The sequence below is a fragment of the Lactobacillus sp. VURO6/B1 (VP7) genome, from assembly GCF_058139575.1.
On sequence record NZ_JBVOWJ010000002.1, the window covers coordinates 1 to 21,314 of the forward strand.

18 protein-coding genes, 27 tRNA genes and 1 riboswitch are annotated in these 21,314 nt (G+C 37.5%); of the genes, 43 read left to right on the forward strand and 2 right to left on the reverse strand.

Going from position 1 to position 21,314, the window contains the following annotated elements; translation table 11 throughout:
• The first annotated feature begins 79 nt into the window (after nt 1-79).
• The 36 genes from ACZ2M0_RS01040 (at nt 80) to ACZ2M0_RS01215 (ending at nt 13,999) form a co-directional block, all read left to right on the forward strand.
• Nucleotides 80-152 (forward strand) — tRNA-Val (locus ACZ2M0_RS01040).
• A gap of 4 nt (nt 153-156) precedes the next feature.
• Nucleotides 157-229: transfer RNA gene (locus ACZ2M0_RS01045), tRNA-Lys, on the forward strand.
• Between the two features lie 12 nt (nt 230-241).
• A tRNA-Leu gene (locus ACZ2M0_RS01050) sits at nt 242-323 on the forward strand.
• 32 nt (nt 324-355) lie between these two features.
• Nucleotides 356-428, forward strand: a tRNA-Thr gene (locus ACZ2M0_RS01055).
• 11 nt (nt 429-439) lie between these two features.
• A tRNA-Gly gene (locus tag ACZ2M0_RS01060) sits at nt 440-511 on the forward strand.
• 10 nt (nt 512-521) lie between these two features.
• Nucleotides 522-607: transfer RNA gene (locus ACZ2M0_RS01065), tRNA-Leu, on the forward strand.
• 9 nt (nt 608-616) lie between these two features.
• Nucleotides 617-690 (forward strand) — tRNA-Arg (locus tag ACZ2M0_RS01070).
• 6 nt (nt 691-696) lie between these two features.
• Nucleotides 697-770 (forward strand) — tRNA-Pro (locus tag ACZ2M0_RS01075).
• Nucleotides 771-800: 30 nt separating this feature from the next.
• Nucleotides 801-874 (forward strand) — tRNA-Met (locus ACZ2M0_RS01080).
• A 13-nt stretch (nt 875-887) separates the two neighbouring features.
• Nucleotides 888-961: transfer RNA gene (locus tag ACZ2M0_RS01085), tRNA-Ile, on the forward strand.
• A 39-nt stretch (nt 962-1,000) separates the two neighbouring features.
• Nucleotides 1,001-1,074 (forward strand) — tRNA-Met (locus ACZ2M0_RS01090).
• A 3-nt stretch (nt 1,075-1,077) separates the two neighbouring features.
• A tRNA-Asp gene (locus tag ACZ2M0_RS01095) sits at nt 1,078-1,151 on the forward strand.
• 6 nt (nt 1,152-1,157) lie between these two features.
• A tRNA-Phe gene (locus ACZ2M0_RS01100) sits at nt 1,158-1,230 on the forward strand.
• Between the two features lie 12 nt (nt 1,231-1,242).
• Nucleotides 1,243-1,313, forward strand: a tRNA-Gly gene (locus tag ACZ2M0_RS01105).
• A 5-nt stretch (nt 1,314-1,318) separates the two neighbouring features.
• A tRNA-Ile gene (locus ACZ2M0_RS01110) sits at nt 1,319-1,392 on the forward strand.
• A 4-nt stretch (nt 1,393-1,396) separates the two neighbouring features.
• Nucleotides 1,397-1,486, forward strand: a tRNA-Ser gene (locus ACZ2M0_RS01115).
• Nucleotides 1,487-1,841: 355 nt separating this feature from the next.
• Nucleotides 1,842-1,913 (forward strand) — tRNA-Glu (locus tag ACZ2M0_RS01120).
• Nucleotides 1,914-1,939: 26 nt separating this feature from the next.
• Nucleotides 1,940-2,026, forward strand: a tRNA-Ser gene (locus ACZ2M0_RS01125).
• Nucleotides 2,027-2,036: 10 nt separating this feature from the next.
• Nucleotides 2,037-2,110, forward strand: a tRNA-Met gene (locus ACZ2M0_RS01130).
• 3 nt (nt 2,111-2,113) lie between these two features.
• Nucleotides 2,114-2,187 (forward strand) — tRNA-Asp (locus tag ACZ2M0_RS01135).
• Between the two features lie 6 nt (nt 2,188-2,193).
• A tRNA-Phe gene (locus ACZ2M0_RS01140) sits at nt 2,194-2,266 on the forward strand.
• A 7-nt stretch (nt 2,267-2,273) separates the two neighbouring features.
• Nucleotides 2,274-2,355: transfer RNA gene (locus ACZ2M0_RS01145), tRNA-Tyr, on the forward strand.
• 4 nt (nt 2,356-2,359) lie between these two features.
• Nucleotides 2,360-2,430 (forward strand) — tRNA-Trp (locus tag ACZ2M0_RS01150).
• Between the two features lie 12 nt (nt 2,431-2,442).
• Nucleotides 2,443-2,515, forward strand: a tRNA-His gene (locus tag ACZ2M0_RS01155).
• 7 nt (nt 2,516-2,522) lie between these two features.
• Nucleotides 2,523-2,594, forward strand: a tRNA-Gln gene (locus tag ACZ2M0_RS01160).
• Nucleotides 2,595-2,617: 23 nt separating this feature from the next.
• A tRNA-Cys gene (locus ACZ2M0_RS01165) sits at nt 2,618-2,688 on the forward strand.
• 41 nt (nt 2,689-2,729) lie between these two features.
• Nucleotides 2,730-2,814 (forward strand) — tRNA-Leu (locus ACZ2M0_RS01170).
• Between the two features lie 108 nt (nt 2,815-2,922).
• Nucleotides 2,923-4,095 (forward strand): glycosyltransferase family 4 protein, encoded by a 1,173-nt coding sequence (locus ACZ2M0_RS01175; RefSeq protein WP_223902401.1) that lies wholly within the window; start codon nt 2,923-2,925, stop codon nt 4,093-4,095.
• Nucleotides 4,088-5,131, forward strand: a complete 1,044-nt coding sequence (locus ACZ2M0_RS01180) for a glycosyltransferase family 4 protein (protein ID WP_490058209.1) — start codon at nt 4,088-4,090, stop codon at nt 5,129-5,131. Before ACZ2M0_RS01175 ends, ACZ2M0_RS01180 begins: the two co-directional genes overlap by 8 nt.
• Nucleotides 5,131-6,156, forward strand: coding sequence for a lysylphosphatidylglycerol synthase transmembrane domain-containing protein (locus ACZ2M0_RS01185; RefSeq protein ID WP_490058210.1), 1,026 nt, complete (start codon nt 5,131-5,133; stop codon nt 6,154-6,156). The genes ACZ2M0_RS01180 and ACZ2M0_RS01185 overlap by 1 nt, the downstream gene beginning before the upstream one ends.
• Before the next feature lie 69 nt (nt 6,157-6,225).
• Nucleotides 6,226-8,286, forward strand: a complete 2,061-nt coding sequence (locus tag ACZ2M0_RS01190) for an LTA synthase family protein (RefSeq protein WP_490058211.1) — start codon at nt 6,226-6,228, stop codon at nt 8,284-8,286.
• Nucleotides 8,287-8,354: 68 nt separating this feature from the next.
• Nucleotides 8,355-8,588, forward strand: a complete 234-nt coding sequence (gene secG / locus ACZ2M0_RS01195; protein ID WP_034977075.1) for a preprotein translocase subunit SecG — start codon at nt 8,355-8,357, stop codon at nt 8,586-8,588.
• Between the two features lie 72 nt (nt 8,589-8,660).
• Nucleotides 8,661-10,985, forward strand: a complete 2,325-nt coding sequence (rnr, locus tag ACZ2M0_RS01200; protein ID WP_490058212.1) for a ribonuclease R — start codon at nt 8,661-8,663, stop codon at nt 10,983-10,985.
• Nucleotides 10,986-10,994: 9 nt separating this feature from the next.
• Entirely contained in the window at nt 10,995-11,453 is a 459-nt protein-coding gene (smpB, locus tag ACZ2M0_RS01205; protein WP_223902406.1) for an SsrA-binding protein SmpB, read from the forward strand.
• 447 nt (nt 11,454-11,900) lie between these two features.
• Nucleotides 11,901-12,557, forward strand: coding sequence for a nitroreductase (locus ACZ2M0_RS01210; RefSeq protein WP_490058213.1), 657 nt, complete (start codon nt 11,901-11,903; stop codon nt 12,555-12,557).
• A 95-nt stretch (nt 12,558-12,652) separates the two neighbouring features.
• Nucleotides 12,653-13,999, forward strand: a complete 1,347-nt coding sequence (locus tag ACZ2M0_RS01215) for a hemolysin family protein (protein ID WP_490058214.1) — start codon at nt 12,653-12,655, stop codon at nt 13,997-13,999.
• A gap of 37 nt (nt 14,000-14,036) precedes the next feature.
• Here the strand turns inward: ACZ2M0_RS01215 and hpt are convergent, their stop codons facing one another.
• Nucleotides 14,037-14,606, reverse strand: coding sequence for a hypoxanthine phosphoribosyltransferase (hpt, locus tag ACZ2M0_RS01220; RefSeq protein ID WP_490058215.1), 570 nt, complete (start codon nt 14,604-14,606; stop codon nt 14,037-14,039).
• A gap of 238 nt (nt 14,607-14,844) precedes the next feature.
• Here hpt and ACZ2M0_RS01225 point away from each other — a divergent pair, with 238 nt between their 5' ends.
• Nucleotides 14,845-15,927: a M42 family metallopeptidase gene (locus ACZ2M0_RS01225; protein ID WP_490058216.1), complete on the forward strand. Its 1,083-nt coding sequence runs from the start codon at nt 14,845-14,847 to the stop codon at nt 15,925-15,927.
• A 101-nt stretch (nt 15,928-16,028) separates the two neighbouring features.
• Nucleotides 16,029-16,118: riboswitch (TPP riboswitch) on the forward strand.
• A gap of 42 nt (nt 16,119-16,160) precedes the next feature.
• Nucleotides 16,161-16,739: an ECF transporter S component gene (locus ACZ2M0_RS01230; RefSeq protein ID WP_419513939.1), complete on the forward strand. Its 579-nt coding sequence runs from the start codon at nt 16,161-16,163 to the stop codon at nt 16,737-16,739.
• 93 nt (nt 16,740-16,832) lie between these two features.
• On the opposite strand, the gene udk is transcribed toward ACZ2M0_RS01230, so the two are convergent.
• Nucleotides 16,833-17,474, reverse strand: a complete 642-nt coding sequence (gene udk / locus ACZ2M0_RS01235) for a uridine kinase (RefSeq protein ID WP_490058217.1) — start codon at nt 17,472-17,474, stop codon at nt 16,833-16,835.
• Between the two features lie 286 nt (nt 17,475-17,760).
• Here udk and ACZ2M0_RS01240 point away from each other — a divergent pair, with 286 nt between their 5' ends.
• The 5 genes from ACZ2M0_RS01240 to ACZ2M0_RS01260 are packed head-to-tail and all read left to right on the forward strand — an operon-like array spanning nt 17,761 to nt 21,306.
• Nucleotides 17,761-18,480, forward strand: a complete 720-nt coding sequence (locus ACZ2M0_RS01240; RefSeq protein WP_223902412.1) for a GntR family transcriptional regulator — start codon at nt 17,761-17,763, stop codon at nt 18,478-18,480.
• Nucleotides 18,481-18,482: 2 nt separating this feature from the next.
• Nucleotides 18,483-19,172 carry a GntR family transcriptional regulator gene (locus ACZ2M0_RS01245; RefSeq protein WP_490058218.1) on the forward strand — a complete coding sequence of 230 codons (690 nt, stop codon included), beginning with the start codon at nt 18,483-18,485 and terminating at the stop codon, nt 19,170-19,172.
• A gap of 14 nt (nt 19,173-19,186) precedes the next feature.
• Nucleotides 19,187-19,657 carry a PTS sugar transporter subunit IIB gene (locus ACZ2M0_RS01250; protein WP_490058219.1) on the forward strand — a complete coding sequence of 157 codons (471 nt, stop codon included), beginning with the start codon at nt 19,187-19,189 and terminating at the stop codon, nt 19,655-19,657.
• A gap of 13 nt (nt 19,658-19,670) precedes the next feature.
• Nucleotides 19,671-20,501, forward strand: a complete 831-nt coding sequence (locus ACZ2M0_RS01255; protein WP_187161080.1) for a PTS sugar transporter subunit IIC — start codon at nt 19,671-19,673, stop codon at nt 20,499-20,501.
• Nucleotides 20,482-21,306 carry a PTS system mannose/fructose/sorbose family transporter subunit IID gene (locus ACZ2M0_RS01260; protein ID WP_046331716.1) on the forward strand — a complete coding sequence of 275 codons (825 nt, stop codon included), beginning with the start codon at nt 20,482-20,484 and terminating at the stop codon, nt 21,304-21,306. The genes ACZ2M0_RS01255 and ACZ2M0_RS01260 overlap by 20 nt, the downstream gene beginning before the upstream one ends.
• Nucleotides 21,307-21,314: the final 8 nt, after the last annotated feature.

A 21,314-nucleotide genomic window follows, 5' to 3' on the forward strand; every position in this document is an offset into this window, starting at 1 on the left:
AACACAGCAGTTAAGCTTCTTCACGCCGAGAGTAGTTGGTGGGAGACTGCCTGCGAGGGTAGGACGCTGCCGTGCTTATGGAGGATTAGCTCAGCTGGGAGAGCATCTGCCTTACAAGCAGGAGGTCACAGGTTCGAGCCCTGTATCCTCCATTCCGAGTCGTTAGCTCAGTTGGTAGAGCATCTGACTTTTAATCAGAGGGTCGACGGTTCAAGCCCGTCACGACTCATGGCCCCATTTTGCGGGTGTGGCGGAATTGGCAGACGCGCTAGATTTAGGTTCTAGTGTTTTCGGACGTGTGGGTTCAAGTCCCACCACCCGTATTCGCCAATAATTTATACCATATTTACATTTTGCCGATTTAGCTCAGTTGGTAGAGCATCTGTCTTGTAAACAGGGGGTCGTACGTTCAAATCGTATAATCGGCATTACATATTATGCGGAAGTAGTTCAGTGGTAGAACATCACCTTGCCATGGTGGGGGTCGCGGGTTCGAATCCCGTCTTCCGCTTTCATTACTTGCCGGGGTGGCGGAATTGGCAGACGCACGGGACTTAAAATCCCGCGGTTGGTTTCAACCGTACCGGTTCGACTCCGGTCCTCGGCATTTAGTGATGCGCCCTTAGCGCAACTGGATAGAGTGTCTGACTACGAATCAGAAGGTTGAAGGTTCAAATCCTTCAGGGCGCATGATAGCGGGAAGTGGCTCAGTTTGGTAGAGCACCTGGTTTGGGACCAGGGGGTCGCAGGTTCGAATCCTGTCTTCCCGATTGTAATCTTTGTAAAATGGTTACATTGTTGGCGGTGTAGCTCAGCTGGCTAGAGCGTCCGGTTCATACCCGGGAGGTCGAGGGTTCGATCCCCCCCGCCGCTATTTCCCAGAGCTTGGACCTTTAGCTCAGTTGGTTAGAGCAGACGGCTCATAACCGTCCTGTCGTAGGTTCGAGTCCTACAAGGTCCATAAAGTATGGAGTTTGTTTGTACTTTTATATTTTAAAATCGCGGGATGGAGCAGTCTGGTAGCTCGTCGGGCTCATAACCCGAAGGTCGGTGGTCCAAATCCACCTCCCGCAATATGGTCCATTGGAGCAGTGGTTTATCTCGTCTCCCTGTCACGGAGAAGATCATCAGTTCAAATCTGATATGGACCGTAGGATGGCTCGGTAGCTCAGTCGGTAGAGCAAAGGATTGAAGCTCCTTGTGTCGGCGGTTCGATTCCGTCCCGCGCCATTTATTATTAGTGCGGGTATGGTTTAGTGGTAAAACGAAAGCCTTCCAAGCTTTAGTCGCGAGTCCGATTCTCGTTACCCGCTTTTTGGGGCCTATAGCTCAGCTGGTTAGAGCGCACGCCTGATAAGCGTGAGGTCGATGGTTCAAGTCCATTTAGGCCCATTGTGGAGACTTACTCAAGTGGCTGAAGAGGCGCCCTTGCTAAGGGTGTAGATCGGGTTATTCTGGTGCGAGAGTTCGAATCTCTCAGTCTCCGCTTATACATTAAAAAGACCGTTAGAATTATATCTACGGTCTTTTTAATTGGTAAAGTTAGCTTTAATTGAGCTGCTAATACTTTTCAAAGGAAGCTGATACAACCTTTTCTATGATATTATGTTTTAATACTGTGATTGCTGGAAAAAGTATGTTTAGCTGGGAATCTTTTGAAAAAAAGTTCAACTTTTTGCACAAAAGTCTTGCATGATGGACCATAATCCTGTATTATTAATAACGTTGTGATTCAGCAACTTAACAGGATTTGTTGGGTTAACTAAATAAAAAACAGTTGACTTTTGACAATAAGTTAGGTATTATAATTAAGCGCCTTATAGCGTAGGAACGATAAATATGACCCGTTGGTCAAGCGGTTAAGACATCGCCCTTTCACGGCGGTAACATGGGTTCAAATCCCGTACGGGTCATTACCATTCTTGGTATATTTACATTTGGAGGATTACCCAAGTGGCTTAAGGGGACGGTTTTGAAAACCGTTAGACGGTCTTGCCGTGCGTGGGTTCAAATCCCACATCCTCCTTTAAAATAATCGCGGGATGGAGCAGTCTGGTAGCTCGTCGGGCTCATAACCCGAAGGTCGGTGGTCCAAATCCACCTCCCGCAATATGGTCCATTGGAGCAGTGGTTTATCTCGTCTCCCTGTCACGGAGAAGATCATCAGTTCAAATCTGATATGGACCGTAGGATGGCTCGGTAGCTCAGTCGGTAGAGCAAAGGATTGAAGCTCCTTGTGTCGGCGGTTCGATTCCGTCCCGCGCCATCAGCCTGGAGGAGTAGCGAAGTGGCTAAACGCGGCGGTCTGTAAAACCGCTCTCTCTGAGTTCGGCGGTTCGAATCCACCCTCCTCCATAATAGGGATATCGTATAAAGGTAGTACATCGGTCTCCAAAACCGCTAGTGTGGGTTCAATTCCTACTATCCCTGTTTACCTTCATGGCGGAATTGGTGAAGGGGTTAACACACCGGTTTGTGGATCCGGCATACATGGGTTCGAATCCCATATTCCGCCCTAGTATTGGGATATAGCCAAGCGGTAAGGCACTAGACTTTGACTCTATTATGCGCTGGTTCGAATCCAGCTATCCCAATCTATTTATTAATAAAATTCGATGGCGGTGTAGCCAAGTGGTAAGGCAGAGGTCTGCAAAACCTTAATCGTCGGTTCAAATCCGATCCCCGCCTTTATCGGTTCACTCATTGAACTGTAAATTAAAACACATCATGGCGGTGTGGCGGAATTGGCAGACGCGCCAGACTCAAAATCTGGTGTCCGTTTAGGACGTATCGGTTCGACCCCGATCACCGCTATTACTAAGCAGCCCTCATACGAGGGCTGCTTTTGTATTGTTAGTTTTTCTATAAAAATTGCACAAGTTATGTGTAATCTTTATAATACCTTTTATGGAGGTATTCAAGATGAATATAGGTATTTTTACCGATTCATATTTCCCACAATTAAGTGGTGTAGCAACATCAATTAAAACCTTAAAAGATGCTCTTGAAAAGCAAGGTCATAATGTTTTTATTTTTACTACTACTGATCCTCATATTAAAAAGGGGACAGTTGAGGCTAATATATTCCGTTTCAGCAGCGTTCCTTTTATTTCATTTACCGATAGGCGTGTGGCGTTTAGAGGCTTTTTTGAAGCTACAAAGGTTGCTCGTGAGGTTAAATTGGATATTGTTCACACCCAAACTGAATTTGCTTTGGGTATGATAGGGAAGTATGTTGCCCACCAATTGAAAATTCCGGCAATTCATACTTATCATACTATGTATGAAGATTACCTGCACTATGTTTTAAATGGTCATTTGCTTAGGCCATATCATGTTAAGCAATTTACTAATGCTTACTTAAAAAATATGGATGGTGTTATTGCACCTAGTAAGCGCGTAGAGGCTCTTTTGAAGCGTTATAAGGTAAATATACCTATGAGGGTTATTCCAACTGGTGTGGACATAAATAGTTTAAATAGGCCTGAAACAGTTGACGTTCGCAAAGAGTTAGATATTCCAGACAATGTCCCGGTATTATTGACTTTGAGTAGAGTTGCAGAAGAAAAGAAAATAGATCGCATCCTAAATGCAATGCCGGAAATTCTTGATGAGTTTCCGCAAACACGTCTAGTGATTGCTGGAGACGGACCAGATATGGAAGTTTTGCAAGAGCAGGTGGAGCGCTTAACATTGGAGGACAGTGTAATATTTACTGGCGATATACCTCATGATGATGTTGGTTCATACTATAAAATGGCAGACCTGTTTGTTTCAGCCAGTGATACGGAAACTCAAGGTCTGACATATATTGAAGCTTTAGCCTCAGGTACTAAATGTGTCGTTTATGATACGGACTATACTGAACATGTTTTTGATGATGAAGAATTTGGCAAAGTCTTTAGCGGTCCTGGCGAAATGCTAAATGAAATATTATTCTATTTAAGAAAAGGGAGAAAAAGAATTCAGCCTGATAAATTGGCTGCAAAATTGGAACAAATCTCTGCTCAAAAATTTGCTAGTTCAGTTTACCAATTTTATCAAGATACAATTTCAAATTCTCAAAAGGATCTCAAAGAGGAGACAAATGATTAGAATTAATATGTTTTCACAAGCTGCCTCGGTAAAAGGGCAGGGGGTCGGATCTGCATATACAGAGCTGATAAGATTACTTAGAACACACTTGGTTGACAAGTTTTATGTTACTAATAACAGATATGGTAAAAGTGATCTCACACATTATCATACAGTGAACCCAACTTATTTTGCTAATAGTTTTTCACCTGCACGTGGACGCAAAATTGGTTATGTTCACTTTTTACCAGAAACGCTTGAAGGATCAGTTAAATTGCCATCAGTGGCAAAAAATATCTTTTATAAGTACGTAATTGATTTTTATAAACGAATGGATGAGATCGTAGTCGTTAATCCCATTTTCATCGACAAATTAGTTAAATATGGCATCAAGCGTGAAAATGTTAAGTATATTCCGAACTTTGTGTCGAAAAATGAGTTTTATTCGGAAAGTCAGGAAAAAAAGAATTCATTTAGGCATCAATTAGACATTCCACTTAATAAATTCGTAGTTTTTGGTGATGGTCAAGTACAGGCTCGTAAAGGCGTTGATGACTTTGCCAAACTGGCTGAGGCAAACCCTGAGATGCAATTTATCTGGGCCGGAGGTTTTTCTTTTGGCAAAATAACTGATGGTTACGATCATTTTAAGAAATTGGTCGAAAATCCGCCACATAATCTTAAATTTACGGGAATCATTGATCGACAGAAATTAGTTGACTACCTCAATATTGCAGATCTTTTTGTTTTGCCGTCTTATGATGAGCTGTTTCCTATGTCTGTTTTAGAGGCCTTTAGCTGTGGTACGCCAGTTTTGTTGCGCGATCTCGATTTATATCAGGCAATAATTAGTGGTTACTACCTGAAGGGTAGCAATTTTACTGAAATGAATCAGCAATTACAAGCAGCTGCTCACGATACTGCAATTTTAAATAAATATAGCAAGTTATCCGATGAAGCCAGTGAAAAATATTCTGAAGATAATTTAGCCCACATATGGGATGATTTTTATCACGAACAGTATGAAATTGGTCGTGAGCTGGGACAAATTCGCTAATGAATAAAAAACACTTGTGGGGCGTTGCCATAGTTCTTGTAATAAGTGGCATAGTCTTATATGTTGACTTAAGATCAACTCCAATTGCGCAATTGGAGCAAGCAGCTCGCAATATTAATTTGATTGGATTAGTTGCTGTTTTTAGTTTGATGCTTCTTTCTTATGTTTTTGAAGCTAGCATTTTGGCAGTTCTTACCAAACGCAAAAAGGAACCTAAACGTTCAAAATGGTCTTTTTTTAGAATTCCTTTGATTCAAGCGCTTTTCAATGCCATCACTCCTATGTCAACTGGTGGACAGCCTTCGCAATTGGCTGCTATGGTTCAAATGGGAATAGAAGGCGGTCGGGCAACATCCTTACTACTAATGAAGTTTATTATTTATCAAATTGTAGTTTTTTTAGCTTACGTCACTACAATTATTACTGGCTTTCATATGGTTGCAACCAAGTTTGCGGGTTTAGCTGTTTTCATTGCAATCGGCTTTTTAATTCATGTTAGTTCTATTGCTTTTTTGCTGGCAATTTTGTTTGCCTATAATTGGACTAAAAATGCTGCTAACTGGATAATGAACTTACTAGCGAAATTTATTAATCAAAAGCGGGTTGATATATGGCGCAAAAACACGCTTGACAAAATTGAAACATTTTATGAGGAAAGCCAAAAGCTAAAAAAAGAAAAAAAGAAATTGCTAGTATGTGTAATACTGACTGTCTTACAACTGTTATGTTTTTATTCCATTCCCTATATGACGCTGGTCACATTAAATGTTTCTGCTGATTGGGCAAGCGTAACTCAAATGAACATTATGATTATTATGTTCATGGCAATCATACCTATTCCTGGAGCGTCAGGCGGGGCAGAATATAGCTTTCAAACTTTATTTTCCACCTTTATTTCTTCTAATGGTACCTTAATCGTAGGGATGTTCTTGTGGCGTTTTGTCACGTATTTTTTCGGCATGATTTTAGGAATCTTTGGTTGGATTTTTAAACCGCAAAAATTGCTAAGCCCACCAAATGATTAATTTTTATTAAAATCCCTGCGTTTAACTGCAGTTAAAAGTAAGATATAGGCTTAGTGAGAGGAGAATAGGATGACACGTATCAAGTCTTTTCTACAATGGCTAACCCAAACCAAACTAGGCTTTTCTACTATTGTTTTAGTGACTTTCTGGTTGAAGACATACGTAATTTATCTAGCAAAGTTTAATCTGGGTGCCGAGGGTGCAATGCAGAATTTTCTGCTATTTTTAAATCCCTTGCCTTCAGGATTGCTTTTGCTGGGAATTGGTCTTTTTTTTAAGGGCAGAAAATCCTATTGGATCATGATTGCAATTGATTTTGTGCTCAGTTTGTGGTTATTTGCCAATATCCTTTATTATCGCGAGTTTTCAAATTTTTTGTCTTTGTCTATAATTAAAACTTCCGGCTCAACTGCTGATAACTTGGGTAAAAGCATTGTAGGAATAACCCGAATAACTGATTTTTTAGCCTTTATTGACATTGCTCTTATCATTTTTTTAATGGTTGCCAAAGTTGTTGAATATGACTTACGTCCATTAAAGTTAAGATTTAATCTTTTGCTTGAAGGTATTGCTGCTCTTCTCATAGGCGTTAATTTGTTGATGGCTCAAAAAGACCGCTCAGGTTTGCTAACTAGAACTTTTGACAACAGCTATATTGTTAAATATTTGGGTATGAATGAATATGCAGTATATGATGCCTTTAAAACAGCTCAAACAAGCGAACAAATGGCAAAAGCTAATGTTTCTGACTTGCAATCCGTTAAGAAGTACTTAAAGATTAATTACGTTAAACCGAATAGTACCTATACAGGTGTTGCCAAAGGCAAAAATGTTATGGTTATACATCTTGAAAGCTTTCAGCAATTTCTAATAGGATATAAATGGCAGGGCAAAGAAGTTACTCCTAATCTAAATAAACTTTATCATTCTAAAAATACTCTTAGTTTTGCTAATTTTTATAACCAAGTAGGTCAAGGCAAAACTTCGGATGCCGAGATGATGCTGGAAAATTCTCTTTTCGGTTTACAATCAGGTTCAGCCATGTCTAGTTATGGTACTTCAAATACGTTTGAGAGCGCCCCGGCAATACTAAAACAGCAGGGTGGATATACTACTGCTGTTATGCATGGCGGTGCTGGTTCTTTTTGGAATCGTAATAATGCCTACAAGCAATTTGGTTATGAGTACTTTATGCCTCTTTCTTATTATCAAAATAAACCTAAGTATTACATCGGTTATGGCTTAAAAGACAAAATTTTCTTCTCTCAATCTATTAAATATATCGAACGTTTGCCGCAACCTTTTTATCTTAAATTAATTACTGTAACTAATCATTATCCCTATGATTTGGATAAGAAGAACCAGTCAATTGCTAAAACCGAAACTGGTGATGAAACGGTCGATGGTTACGTCCAAACGGCTCATTATTTAGATCAGGCCGTAGGGCAATTAATGCTGTGGCTGAAAAAAACTGGTTTAGATAAAAATACATTACTCGTTTTTTATGGTGATCATTATGGTATTTCCGGCAACCACCATAAGGCCAGTGCAGAACTTCTTAATCAGGATGAATTTACTAATTTTGATAACCTGAAATTTCAGCGTGTTCCCTTAATGTTTCATATGAAGGGGTTAAAAGGCGGCATTAAAAAAACTTATGGTGGAGAAATTGACGTGTTGCCAACATTGTTAAATTTGCTTGGAATTAGGAACAAGGGCACTATACAATTTGGTCATGATTTGTTAAGTAACAAGGCACCACAAATTGTTGCCCAGCGTAATGGCGACTTTATAACACCGCTATATGCAAAAGTAGGCAGTACGTATTATGATACTAAAACTGGTGAGGAAATAATTCAGCCAGACAAAAAGCTAAAAACTGAGTTGGTAGCAATTTCGAACAAGGTAACCACACAACTTTCATTATCTGATCGCGTTATAGCGGGTAATCTCTTACGTTTTTATCATCCAAAGTGGTTTAAAAAGGTTAAACCGCAAGATTATGATTATAATGAACAAAAAGCATTAAAGAATTTGTATGCAAAGAATAAAACTTCTTTATGGTATAAAAATCACCAAAAAACAACGCAAAATAAATTTAAAACCGATGCACCTGAACTCGAAAAATAATACTCGAAATTAAATCTATTTTGTGCTAAAATTTACCAGTAACGTATCTGTATATTGGAGGCAGCGCATTGTACAATTTATTTATGACGCTACTAATTATTGTTTCAATCTTAATCGTTATTGCGACAATGATGCAGCCGCAAAAGCAGCAAGATGCATTGAATGCACTCTCTGGCGGTGCAGTTTTTAGTGGTCAAACGAAGAAACGTGGTTTTGAAGCATTTATGGAAAAAGTAACATCTGTTTTACTGGTGCTCTTTTTCGCTTTTGCTATTGTATTAGCTTATTTGTCTTCAAAATAACTAATGGTTCCTCCCGATCAAGTGATGGGAGGACTTTTTTTATCTTTTTACTAACGAAATGGAGTTAAGTGCATGGCACAAAACGAGAATATCCTAGCCAATGTTTTAGAGATTTTTCGTCACAATCCTAAAAAACAATATCAAGTTGAACAAATTGACCGTATGATGCGCCGAGACAGACTTGGCAGTTTTTCAGATATGGTCAAAGCATTATCCTATTTAGAGCAGGAAAAGAAAATAATTACTGATGGCAATGGCCGATATCAATTAGCTGAAGAAAACACCGAAGTTGAAGGCACTTTTAAGGCCAACAGCAAGGGCTTCGGCTTCGTCAAACTCGAAGACGAAGATGCTGATGATATTTTTATTGCTCGCGATTACACAGCATATGCCGTAGACGGTGATCGTGTTAAGGTCAAAATCACTGCTGGTGGTAATCCATGGAATGGTAAAGGGCCTGAAGGACAAATAGAAGAAATTCTCGAACGTGGCACGAAAACACTGGTCGGTGAATTTCATTCAATGACTGATGCTCAAATAAAAACCAGTCATTTTATTGGTTATGTTCTCAGCTCAAATAAAAAACTGGCAAACTATCGCGTTTATATTAGTCAGGACAGTTTGCGTCCACAAAAACAAGATATTGTCAAAGTATCGCTCGCTAACTATCCTGACAAAGATAATCCAGATTCGATGACAGGTGTTGTTACCAATATTATTGGTAATAAAAATTTACCAGGCGTCGATATTATGGCTATTGTGTCCGAACATGATGTTCGTACAGAATGGTCTGAAGATGCTCTTGAGCAGTCTAATGCTATTCCTGATCACGTGACTGAGGCAGAAATGGCGGATCGAGAGGACATTAGGGACCAGCCCGCAGTTACCATTGATGGGGATGATTCTAAAGACTTCGATGATGCCGTGGTTTTATGGAAACTTCCTAACGGTAACTATCATTTAGGGGTTCATATTGCTGATGTAGCGCATTATGTGACGGAAAATTCTCCTTTGGACAAAGAAGCTTTTACCAGGGGTAATAGTACATATCTTGTTGACCGTGTTATTCCAATGTTGCCGTTTAGATTATCTAATGGCATCTGTTCTTTAAATGAGGGGCAAGATCGTCTTGTTTTGTCTTGCGAAATGGAAATTTCACCTGAAGGTGAAAGAATTAATTACCGCATCCATCCTTCTGTTATGCGATCACATGGTCGTATGACTTATAACAATGTCAACAAGGTCTTAGATCAAGATAATCATGAAGAACTAGAGGAAAAATACGTTAAACTGGCACCCATGTTGCAAGATATGGCCGAACTGCATAATGTGTTATACCAGCAAAGGCATCAGCGTGGTGCAATAGATTTTGAGGAACCTGAAGCAAAAATTATTGTTGATGATCAAGGTAAACCCACAGATATCGTGTTACACGATCGTGGAATAGCTGAAAAAATGATTGAATCATTTATGTTGATGGCAAATGAAACTGTGGCGGAAGACTTTTATCGCAAGCACGTTCCGTTTCTGTATCGTGTACACGAAACTCCAGATGGTGAACGCATTAAAGGATTCTTTGAATTTTGCAGTGCTTTTGGGTTGCACATTACTGCTGACCCTAATCACGTAAAGCCAATTGACTTGCAAAAAGTTGTGGCTAAAACAACTGATACGCCTGAAGAAGCAGTAGTCCAAATGATGATGCTCCGTAGTTTAAAGCAAGCACATTATTCTGAAGAACCACTGGGACACTTTGGTTTAGCGGCTAAGTTTTATACTCATTTTACTTCACCAATTAGGCGCTATTCAGATTTAATGGTTCACAGGATGATTCATGCCTATAGTGAAAGTGGCACAACTCAAAAAGTACAGGATCATTTTGCCAGCTATTTGCCTGAAGTTGCTGATCAGACTTCAACTCAGGAACGCGTATCTGTTGATACCGAAAGAGAAGTAAATGATCTCAAAATGACTGAATTTATGGCTGATAAAGTGGGTGAACACTTTGATGCTGTTGTTTCATCGGTGACTAGTTTTGGCATGTTTATCCAATTACCTAATACCGTTGAGGGCTTAATTCACATTTCAAATTTGACTGATGATTTTTACAGTTACAATGAAAAAAGCATGACTCTAACTGGGCGCGGCACTCATAAACAATATCATGTTGGAATGCCTCTTAAAGTAACCCTTACCAATGCCAACGTTGAACAGCATCAGCTTGACTTTGAAATTTATGATCCTAATGCACCTAAGAGGCCACATAATAATCGTGGTACTAAAAACGAAAGACGCGGTAATCGCGACTTTCGCAACGATCACGCACATAAGGGTCACTATCGCAACAATTTTCAAAAAAATGGTAATCATCCACACTTAAGTAGATACAAGCATTAGGTTAGAAAATTGAAAAAAGAAAAAAATGAAAATTTAATTGCTCAAAATAAAAAAGCACATCATGATTATTTCATTAAAGAAACATATGAAGCAGGCATTGCTTTAACGGGCACAGAAATAAAATCAGTGAGGGCAAGGCGTGTTAATTTACGCGATGGCTATGTCCAAATTATTAACGGTTCTGCTTTTCTTGAGAATGTCCACATCAGCGAATATAAGCAAGGCAATCGTTATAACCATGAACCACTTCGCTCAAGAAGATTGCTTTTACATAAAAAGGAACTGGCACGATTAGCTAAGGATCAGTCTGCACGCGGAATTGCAATTATTCCTTTGAAGGTCTATCTTAAACATGGTTTTGCCAAAGTTCTTATTGGTGTTGGCCAGGGAAAGAAAAAATATGATAAGCGTGAGGCAATTAAAAAACGGGATCAAGAACGAGAAATCCGCAGACAATATAAAATATAAAAGGACGGTTTAATTAGTTTTATAGTTAAACTGTTTTTTAATTTTACATTTGTTTAAAATTGAACAAATTATAAATATCTATTTTAAAAGCCTCAGTATATAAGTTAATAATCTTGATTTAACGGTGAAATTATTTGAAATAATTTTGTGTATAAATCACAAAGTTGCAAATAAAATAATCTTTTTTATTGAATTTTTTTGTTATCTTTGCCAAATACCTTTGCAATATAGCGTATAATTTATTAATATTATTAATGTGTATATGACTGATTTTATTAGATAGTAATGCTTCAATTTGTAACTTTAGTATAAGTGTAAATAAGTGAGTATTGAAAAGATAGAGTATTTTTGATTATTTCTACCTATATTTGAAATTCTAGAGAAATTTGTTTTAAAAAGTGGAGTGTTTGATTATGCTCTCTTTAATATGTAAGGATTTGAATCGGAATGGAATTTAATAAAGTTTATAACCATGAACGAGTAACTCGCAAGTTTACTAGTAGAAAAGTTAACGAAAAATTACTTGCTAAAATTATTCAAAGGGCACAGTTATCTCCGTCGTTACTTAACTCACAGCCTTGGAAGGTTTATATGTTAACTGGTGACGCGCTCGCGGGTCTAAAAAAAGAAGTGAAAACTCAAATTGATAATAATGTTGAACCTCACGAAGATTTTGTCAAAATGTTGTCACTTAATTGGGATTCATATCCTAGTCAAAATATGGCTGCTGTTGGGGCTTCCCAGCCTTATTTTTTTAATAACAAAATGGAACTATTCTCGGAATCAAATAACAATATGTTTAACGCTCAGGATGTCGCTTTCCTTACGATCCCAAGAACTTCTCCAGCTTGGTCAGTTTACGATTTAGGGATTTTTTCACAAAGTATTATGTTGCTTGCACTTAATGAGGGACTATCAATTATGCCTGCGCACTCAATGGTATCTTATCCTGAGCTAGTACGTAAGTATTGTAAAATCCCAGAAGATGAACTTGTGGGTATGGCAATTGGTTTAGGGTACCAGGATAATGCGGCAGAAGTCAATGATCCCAAATTTTATCCTGATCGTTTACCGTTTAAAAAAATTTATAAATTAGTTAAATAGGCAAGTAATTTAATTAAAATAAAGCGCTATTAATGATAAAATGTTTAATGAGGCAATTTAATTTAAACGATAAACTAATAAAGGTGATATAAATTTTGAGTACAGCCCAAATAGTTACTAATTTAATAGCAACTTTAGTTATTTTTGTTTTTGCAGCTTTCTTTGTGGCTGCAGAATTCGCTTTGGTTCAAACTAGGCCAAGCCAACTTGAAGATATGCTGTCTAATAAAATTGGCAACCATCGCAAAGTTAAACGCGCTTTGCATATGACTCATAATTTAAATGAGTATCTCTCCACAACACAGGTAGGAACTACCCTTGTTGGAGTAGTCTTAGGTTGGTTTTCTGCTGATACTTTAGCTGCAATATTTGAAAGAATGTTTAATTTAGTTAATCTAAATCATTCTGTCGTTCGCTCTATCAGCGCAATCTTAGGCGTTATTCTTTTAACTTATTTAGAAGTTGTAGTTACAGAAATCGTGCCCAAAAATATTGCAATTGACATGCCTGTGAAGATTTTGCTAAAAATTGTAACACCTTTACAGTTATTTCATACTTTGGTTTACCCTTTTGTTTGGTTACTTAATGCTAGTTCAAATGGTTTACTGAAAATGTTAGGTTTTGAGCCGGCTGATGAGGAAAATCAGGTTTACTCTCAATCAGAAATTATTAAATTATCACGTAAAGCTGTTCATGGGGGTTCGCTTGATAAAAATGATCTGACCTACATGAAACGTGCTTTTGAGCTGAATGACAAAATAGCTAAAGACATTATGACAGATAGAACTCGGCTAATAGTTATTAATTCAACTGAAACAATTAAGCAAGCTCTTAAAATGTATTTAGACGAAGGTTCAAGCCGAATACCGGTTGTGCGTGATAACAATAAGGATGATATTGTTGGTTATATTTATGCTTTTGATGTTATTCAGCAGAGTCAAATTGATGATAAAGTGCCAGTGACGCGCATCATTAGAACGATGATCACTGTACCTGAATCGATGCCAATTCAGGATATTCTGCAATTAATGATTAAGAAGCACACGCCAATTGTCCTTGTTGTGGATGAATACGGTGGTACCAGCGGAATAGTTACAGATAAGGACATTTACGAAGAATTATTTGGTACTGTCAAAGATGAAATAGATGATGTTTCTGATGATTATATAATTAGGGACGAGCAAGGTAATATTCATGTATCTGGCAAAACAACATTATATGATTTTGCTAGATATTTTAAAAAGGATTTAAAAAGTTTCCAGGATAGTGACATTATTACAATTGGTGGCTATATGATGGAACATTATCCAGATTTGAAAAAAGGTGAAAAAGTTGAGCTAGAAGGATTTGAATTTAAACTTGACGATATAGAGCAAGGATTTATGCGCTGGTTTATAGTTAAAGCTGTAGCTAAAGAAAAAAAGGCGTCTAAAGAAGAATAGACATTTGAAAAGGAGTTGTCTCTTGGACAACTCCTTTTTATTTATTATTAACTAATTTAATAATTTCAGGTTTTAACACACCAATATATTTTAAGTTGCGGTAAAAATTCATAAAATCAAGTCCGTAACCCACTACGAATTCATTTCCGACTTTTGAACCAAAGTACTCAATATCAACATCTACTTTACGATTTGCTTCTTTGTTTAGTAAAACGCAGCATTTAACGCTTTTGGCGCCACGTTTTTCAAGCAACTTTTTCATAAAATCTAAAGTCAGACCAGTGTCAACAATGTCTTCAACGATTAAAACATCACGATCTTTCACATCGGTTGCTAAATCAGAAACTAACTTAACTTTGCCGGAAGACTCCATTTCGTTACCATAACTGGAAACATCCAGAAAATCAATTTCTGCTTTAACATCCATTTCTCTGACTAAATCGGTTAAGAAGAAGATGGCACCTTTAAGAGCCCCGACAATTAGTGGCTTTTTACCAGCATAATCGGTGGTAAGTTGCTTTCCTAATTTGACACACATCTGGTGAATGTCATCTTCACTAAACAATTTATGATCAATAATATTATTAATATTGTCGTTTTTTGGCATTTATCTACCCTTCATTTAAAACAATTATAATTCCTAATATTTTCGATTATATCATTTTTTGAGCAAAAAAACAGATTATTTTGGACTGTTTTAAGTAATTAAGGTGTAAATTACGTACAAAAAGTATATATATTACTAAAAGCAGTAAGATTATTTACGGACTTATTTATTTTTTAAACTTGTAATGCAAGTTTTTGGTAAAATTAAAGAATAAGATATTTAAGTGAAAGGTAAAAAAATGGATAAACAACAAGAAATAAAAATGCTCAAAGACTTTTCCGATGCCAATTCTACTTCGGGCTTTGAAGAAGAATTTGTTAAATTGTTTACTGAAACAGTTCGTGATTTTGCTAATGTTAAAGTTGATGGCATGCTCAATGTATATGCAACTAAGAAAGAAAATAAAAAAGATCAGCCGGTAATTCAATTAGATGCTCATTCAGACTCAGTTGGCTTTATTACACAGGCTGTTCGTCCTAATGGAATGATTAAATTCGTACCATTGGGTGGCTGGGTCAAATACAATATTCCTGCTTTACGCGTTAAAATAAAAAATCGTGCGGGTGAGTATGTGCCCGGAGTAGTTGCTACTAAGCCCCCACACTTTATGACTGCTGCTGAAAAAAATAATGTACCAGATGTGGCTGACATGTCTATTGATGTTGGTTCCAGTTCTCGAGCTGAAACTATTAATGATTATCAAATTGATACTGGCTGTCCAATTTTTGTGGATGTTAAATGTGAATACAATGAAAAATCTGGTTTGTTCTTTGGCAAAGATTTTGATGACCGTTTTGGCGCAGCAGCTATGGCAGATGTCCTGGACAATTTAAAGGGCGAACAATGTGATTTTAACGTTGTAGCTGCACTTTCAAGCCAGGAAGAAGTGGGCTTGCGGGGTGCATATGTCACAGCCAGAGCTGTAAGACCTGATTTAGCTATCGTTTTGGAATCATGTCCTGCTGATGATACTTTTACCCCAGAATGGCTATCCCAAACTGGATTAAAGCGAGGTCCAATGCTTCGTGACATGGATACATCGTTTTTACCTAATCCTAAATTTCAACAGTATGCTTGCGAATTGGCTGATAAGAATAAAATTCCGTACACTCGTTCAGTTCGTACTGGTGGTGGCCAGGATGGTGCTGCCATTTATTATGAAAACGGAGCACCTACTATTGTGATTGGCATCCCGGTGCGCTATGAGCATTCGCCGTATTGCTTTAGTGCTTATTCTGACTTTAAAGCGTCTGTAGATCTGACCCTTGCTATCATTCGTGATCTTACTAAAGAAAAACTAGCGAGTTTTAGTCAGTTTTAAAAATAATTGTTCTTTTGCATAGAGCAGAAAAAACTACTGAGGTGACCTTAAATTTAGGGTCACTTCAATAGTTAAAATGTGCTATACTAGTAAAAATGAATATCAGTCACTAGGGGTGCCAAATAGCTGAGAAATACCCTCTGAACCTGAACGGGACAATACCTGCGTTAGGGAAGTGTTAAATTTAGTTACTAAAGATGCTCCTAATGACTTATAAAGTTAGGAGTATTTTTATGTTTACAAGGTCTTCAAAATGGAATGTGAAGTCAATTATTTTAATCGCGCTGATTGGTATCATTATGGGCGTAATTTATACTTATGGTTTTAACTGGGCTTTTAATCTAGTTAAGATGCTCTTGGTACCCACAGGTTTTGCACCGGTGACGGATACTGTGTTTTCTGGTTTATGGCTTATGGCGGGACCACTGGCAATGTACTTTGTTCCCACAGCTGGTTCTGGAACAATCGGTGAACTGCTGGCATCAATTGTTGAAATGGCAATTGGTGGGCAGTGGGGAGCTACTACCATTCTTTCAGGAGTCATTCAGGGTGCGACTAATGAAATTGGCTTTTTTCCTAAAAAAGAGCGTTACCAAAAATTCACCTGGAAAAGCGTATTAACTGGTGCATTCTTTGCTTCATTTGGCTGTTTCATTCCATCATATATTTTATATGGTTGGAGTAAATTCAGTATGCAGGTTCAAATAGTGATGTTCATTACTAACATCATTTCTGCGTTAGTTTTCGATGGCGTTTTAGTGAAATTAATTACGAATTTATTTGACAATGCTTTAAAACCTAAAGTTGATTAAATACGCAAAAAGGAGTAATGCCAGTAATGCATTTTGTACTTGAGCCCCAAAAGTTGTCCAACTTTTGGGGCTCAAGTACGTTTACTCCCTTTTTTATTGCTCTTTTTTACTTAAAATAGAATGAACTTTAGTAGTCAGCATATCAATAGCCACATCATTTTTGCCACCTTCTGGGACAATGATGTCAGCATAACGCTTAGTAGGTTCAATAAATTGATGATACATTGGCTTAACGGTACTCAAATACTGGTGAATTACAGATTCAATAGAGCGGCCCCTTTCATTTAAGTCCCGTTCTAAGCGCCTAATAAAACGAATATCGTCGTCTGTGTCAACGTACACTTTAATATCCATTAAATCGCGAATCTCTTTGTTAGCTAAAACCAGAATTCCTTCAAGGATAATAATATCGGCAGGTTCCTTGTGAATCGTTTTTTGGCTGCGATTATGTTCTTTAAAGTCATAAACGGGCATCTCAATTGGCTTGTATGCCAGCAAATCACGTAGTTGCTTTTCTAGTAATGGTACGTCAAAGGCATCGGGATGATCATAATTGATCTTCATTCTTTTAGCCATGGGGATACCGGTATTATCTTTATAGTAAGAGTCCTGCGTCATAATCAGGACATGTTCGTTTTCCTGCATTTGTGCAACAATTTTTTGAGCAATTGTGGTTTTTCCACTGCCTGAGCCACCAGTAATTCCGATCACGACAGGCCTTTCTAGTCTCGACATTATGCCACTCCTTTTTAACCCTTAAATATTTTACTTTACTTTGCCGGTAATTACCAACAGTTAAGGCAAATTCGACTATTAAAGCGCCTTCAGACAGATAAAAATGCGGATTAAATAAAAAAACATTGACAAGATAAGTGGAAGCGATTACTATAAATCTGGTACCAAAAATAATAAAGGTATATTTTAAAACATTAATATCCTTGAATTTAGCCCTTTAAAACGGGAGTTTTTTAAAAAAAGAAGCAAAAAAATAAGATAATGATACCAGAATGAAGACGATATCATGGAATTTAAAGAAAGAACTGCTGCAGTACAAGTACAAGAATACTTAGAATTTTTAATCCACTTTAAAAAAGTGAGTGAATTACCTTCGCAACGGGAAATATCAGAAAAATTACAAGTTAGTCGTAATGCAGTTAAGCATGCTCTAGACAGGCTTAAAGATGAAGGCCAAATACAAGCCAAAGAACGAACGGGAATAATTTCTAACAAGAAAATTGACATTAATATGCTGGGCATGGACTCAATGACAACTGAACTTAAGAATAAAACTGTCAAAATCGAGCACTTGGCAACCACCATTGAAAAAATGCCTGGGAGATTAAAGGATTTTTTTAATGCACCTGAAGGACTGGCTATCAAGATTGCACGAATTAGGTTTGTCAAAGATATTCCTTTAACCTATGAAATAACATATTTTAATCAAACAGATTTTACCAGACTGGCAAATATTGATTTTACTAATAAGTCACTTTATGAGGTACTGGAAAAAGAATATCAAATCAGGCCAACCTATGGTAGAGAGAGTATCGGTTGCTTTTTGGCTGATGAGAAAATAAGCACCCTGTTGCAGGTCAAAAAGGGGACTCCTCTCTATCAAGTAAACAGCTTTAATTATCAAGACGACGATTTTCCAATTGAGAGTACTACCCAATATTTATTAGGAAATAAATTTAAATATCATTTTAATGCCAATAATATTTATGATTATCAAGAGGATTAGTTTTGCTTTTTAAAGAAATATATGCTGATTTGGATCAAAAAATTAATAATGGTGGATATCCTCCTGGCAGCACGCTGCCAAATGAAGCTGAATTGCAAAAAAAATATGATGTTAGTAGAACCACAATTAGAAAGGCTGTTAATAAATTGGTAGCTGAAAATAAGGTTGTGCGTAAAAAAGGAAGTGGTTTATTTGTTGCTCCAATAATTTCAAAGCAAAATATTTTGGAAATGACAGGCATTATTAGGCCGTTATATTTGGAGTCAGCGGACAAAATAAAATTTAAGGATACTTACTTAAGGCTAGTTGGTTCATATTATGCTGCAGTTTTTAATGTGAGCTCACAGGAGTTATTATATGATATTTCTTTTACAGCGGAAATTAAGGGTGAAATTACCTGCGAACATTTACTTTTGCTTTTAGATAACTTTCCGGGATTTGATTCAAATTGCTTAAAAGTAATGTCAATTATTGAAGCGGTCAATACCGGTACACAGAAGCCGGATGATGTTTACCAAGACTTTCAGTTAATTAAAGCAACAGAAGAAATTAGTAAGCAATTTCATATACAGGAAAAAGATCCTGTGTTTAAAATTACGAACCTGTTTTCAACTAGACAGGGTAAAATTGTAGCCCTAGAGTACAGACTGCAGGATGCTGTAAAAACAAGGTACTCAATAGATTTTAGTTAATGGAGGAAAGAAAAATGATTAAACTAGTGCGAGTTGACCATCGCTTGGTCCATGGGCAGGTAGCTGTTTCCTGGTTTAATAGTTTAGACGTTAATACGATATTTGTAGTAAATGATGATGTTGCCCATGATAATTTTCGTAAATCGGCCATCAGATTGGCAAAACCGGAAAAGTCTAAACTGGTAATGAAGTCTGTAGCAGACAGTATTAAAGCAATTAATTCTGGGGTAACCGATAAATATAAAATGTTAATCGTAGTGGAATCGGTTGCTGACGCTGTTGAATTAATTAAAGGAACTGGAGACAAAATAACGAGCCTTAATCTTGGTGGCACTAAGCCCAGAGAGGGAACAGAAAACTACTCTAAAACAATTAATTTAACTGCAGAGGAGGCTAATGAATTAGCTCAGTTGCAGCAAAAGGGAGTAGATATCTGGATTCAGCAGGTACCTAATGATGAGAAACAGGAATTTCATAAAAAATGATTGGAGGTAAATAATGAATGTATATTTAACCGCAATTATTTTGGCTTTAATTGCGATGATGGGTAATGGTGAATACTTTGTTGGTTCATCCATGCTGTCAAGGCCACTTGTAACCTGTACGTTAACTGGCTTGGTGTTGGGTAACCTGCATCAGGGCATTATTATGGGGGCAACTTTAGAGTTAGCCTTTGTTGGTTCATTTTCTATTGGTGCGGCAATTCCCCCAGAAATAATTTCCGGTAGTGTTTTGGGAACTGCATTTGCCATTGGAGCGGGCAAGAGTACCGCGGTTGCTTTAACCTTGGGTATTCCAATTGCATCACTGGTTTTGGTAATCAAAAATTTATGTTTTATTTTCATATTACCATTCTTCGTTCACCGCGCTGATAAATATGCTGAAGAAGCTGACGGCAGTGGTGTAAGTAGGATGAACGTTTTGGGCGGTTTTTTCTCGGTTAACTTGCCAATAGGTTTAGTAGTTGGTATTTCTTATATTTTAGGCAGTCCAGTAATTAAAGCAATTTTAGCAGTCATTCCCCAATTTATTATTAATGGCTTGGGAATTGCCACAGGGCTTCTGCCAGCATATGGTTTTGCTCTGCTGCTTAAAATGATGGTCAACAAAAATAATGTCACTTTCTTTATTATTGGTTTTGCCTTGGCAGTCTATCTCAAGGTATCAGTAACTGGCGTAGCCATTTTCGGCGCATGTTTGGCCCTTATTTTAACCGGCTATTCCGCTTTCAAAGGCCAACCGTTAGTAAATACTGCTGCTAATTCTAATAATACAAGCGAAAAAGATTCAGATGATGGAGGCATAGATTATGAAGATGAAGAATTCTAAGTTACTCACCAGAAAAGATTTAATGAAAACATTCTGGCGGTCGTTCACGATGGAATGGGCTTGGAATTATGAACGCCAAATGAATCTTGGTTATGCCTACTCTATGGTTCCGGCTTTACGAAAGATCTATGGTAAAAACAAGGAAAAATTAAAGGACGCTTATAAGCGGCACCTTGAGTTTTATAATGTTACGCCTTGGCTCAGTACTTTTCCTTTGGGTATTTCAATTGCGATGGAGGAGCAAAACGAACTTGATCCTGATTTTGATGCAGCTTCAATCAATAACATTAAAGTTGCTTTAATGGGACCTTTGAGTGGTATCGGTGATTCATTCTTTTGGGGTACGTTAAGGGTTATTGCTACAGGAATTGGTACTTCTCTGGCAATGCAAGGTAATATTTTAGGACCAATTTTGTTCTTGTTGATCTTTAATATTCCGGCCATTATCACTAGATACTACGGTTTGTTTATTGGCTACAATATCGGTTCCTCCTTTATCGATAAAGTGCAAAAGACAGGTTTAATGGATAAGCTAACCTATGGCGCTTCTGTTTTAGGACTTGCTGTTGTCGGGGCTATGGTTGCGACCATGGTAACGTTAAAAATGCCTTTGAAGATTGGCAGTGGTGCTGAAGCAACCACCGTCCAAAAAATTTGTGATGGCATTGTTCCCGGTATTTTGCCACTATTGTTTACATTCTTTATTTTCTGGCTTGATAAAAAAGGTTGGAAATCACAATATATATTGTTGCTAATAGCAGCAATCGGAATATTTGGTGCCTGGTCAGGACTGCTGGGTCAGTAACTAAAGGA

Coding starts and splice junctions, on each gene's coding strand:
- ACZ2M0_RS01175 (WP_223902401.1), top strand. CDS start 2,923: ATGAATATAGGTATTTTTACCGATTCATATTTCCCACAATTAAGTGGT.
- ACZ2M0_RS01180 (WP_490058209.1), top strand. CDS start 4,088: ATGATTAGAATTAATATGTTTTCACAAGCTGCCTCGGTAAAAGGGCAG.
- ACZ2M0_RS01185 (WP_490058210.1), top strand. CDS start 5,131: ATGAATAAAAAACACTTGTGGGGCGTTGCCATAGTTCTTGTAATAAGT.
- ACZ2M0_RS01190 (WP_490058211.1), top strand. CDS start 6,226: ATGACACGTATCAAGTCTTTTCTACAATGGCTAACCCAAACCAAACTA.
- rnr (WP_490058212.1), top strand. CDS start 8,661: ATGGCACAAAACGAGAATATCCTAGCCAATGTTTTAGAGATTTTTCGT.
- ACZ2M0_RS01210 (WP_490058213.1), top strand. CDS start 11,901: ATGGAATTTAATAAAGTTTATAACCATGAACGAGTAACTCGCAAGTTT.
- hpt (WP_490058215.1), bottom strand. CDS start 14,606: ATGCCAAAAAACGACAATATTAATAATATTATTGATCATAAATTGTTT.
- ACZ2M0_RS01225 (WP_490058216.1), top strand. CDS start 14,845: ATGGATAAACAACAAGAAATAAAAATGCTCAAAGACTTTTCCGATGCC.
- ACZ2M0_RS01230 (WP_419513939.1), top strand. CDS start 16,161: ATGTTTACAAGGTCTTCAAAATGGAATGTGAAGTCAATTATTTTAATC.
- udk (WP_490058217.1), bottom strand. CDS start 17,474: ATGTCGAGACTAGAAAGGCCTGTCGTGATCGGAATTACTGGTGGCTCA.
- ACZ2M0_RS01240 (WP_223902412.1), top strand. CDS start 17,761: ATGGAATTTAAAGAAAGAACTGCTGCAGTACAAGTACAAGAATACTTA.
- ACZ2M0_RS01250 (WP_490058219.1), top strand. CDS start 19,187: ATGATTAAACTAGTGCGAGTTGACCATCGCTTGGTCCATGGGCAGGTA.
- ACZ2M0_RS01255 (WP_187161080.1), top strand. CDS start 19,671: ATGAATGTATATTTAACCGCAATTATTTTGGCTTTAATTGCGATGATG.
- ACZ2M0_RS01260 (WP_046331716.1), top strand. CDS start 20,482: ATGAAGATGAAGAATTCTAAGTTACTCACCAGAAAAGATTTAATGAAA.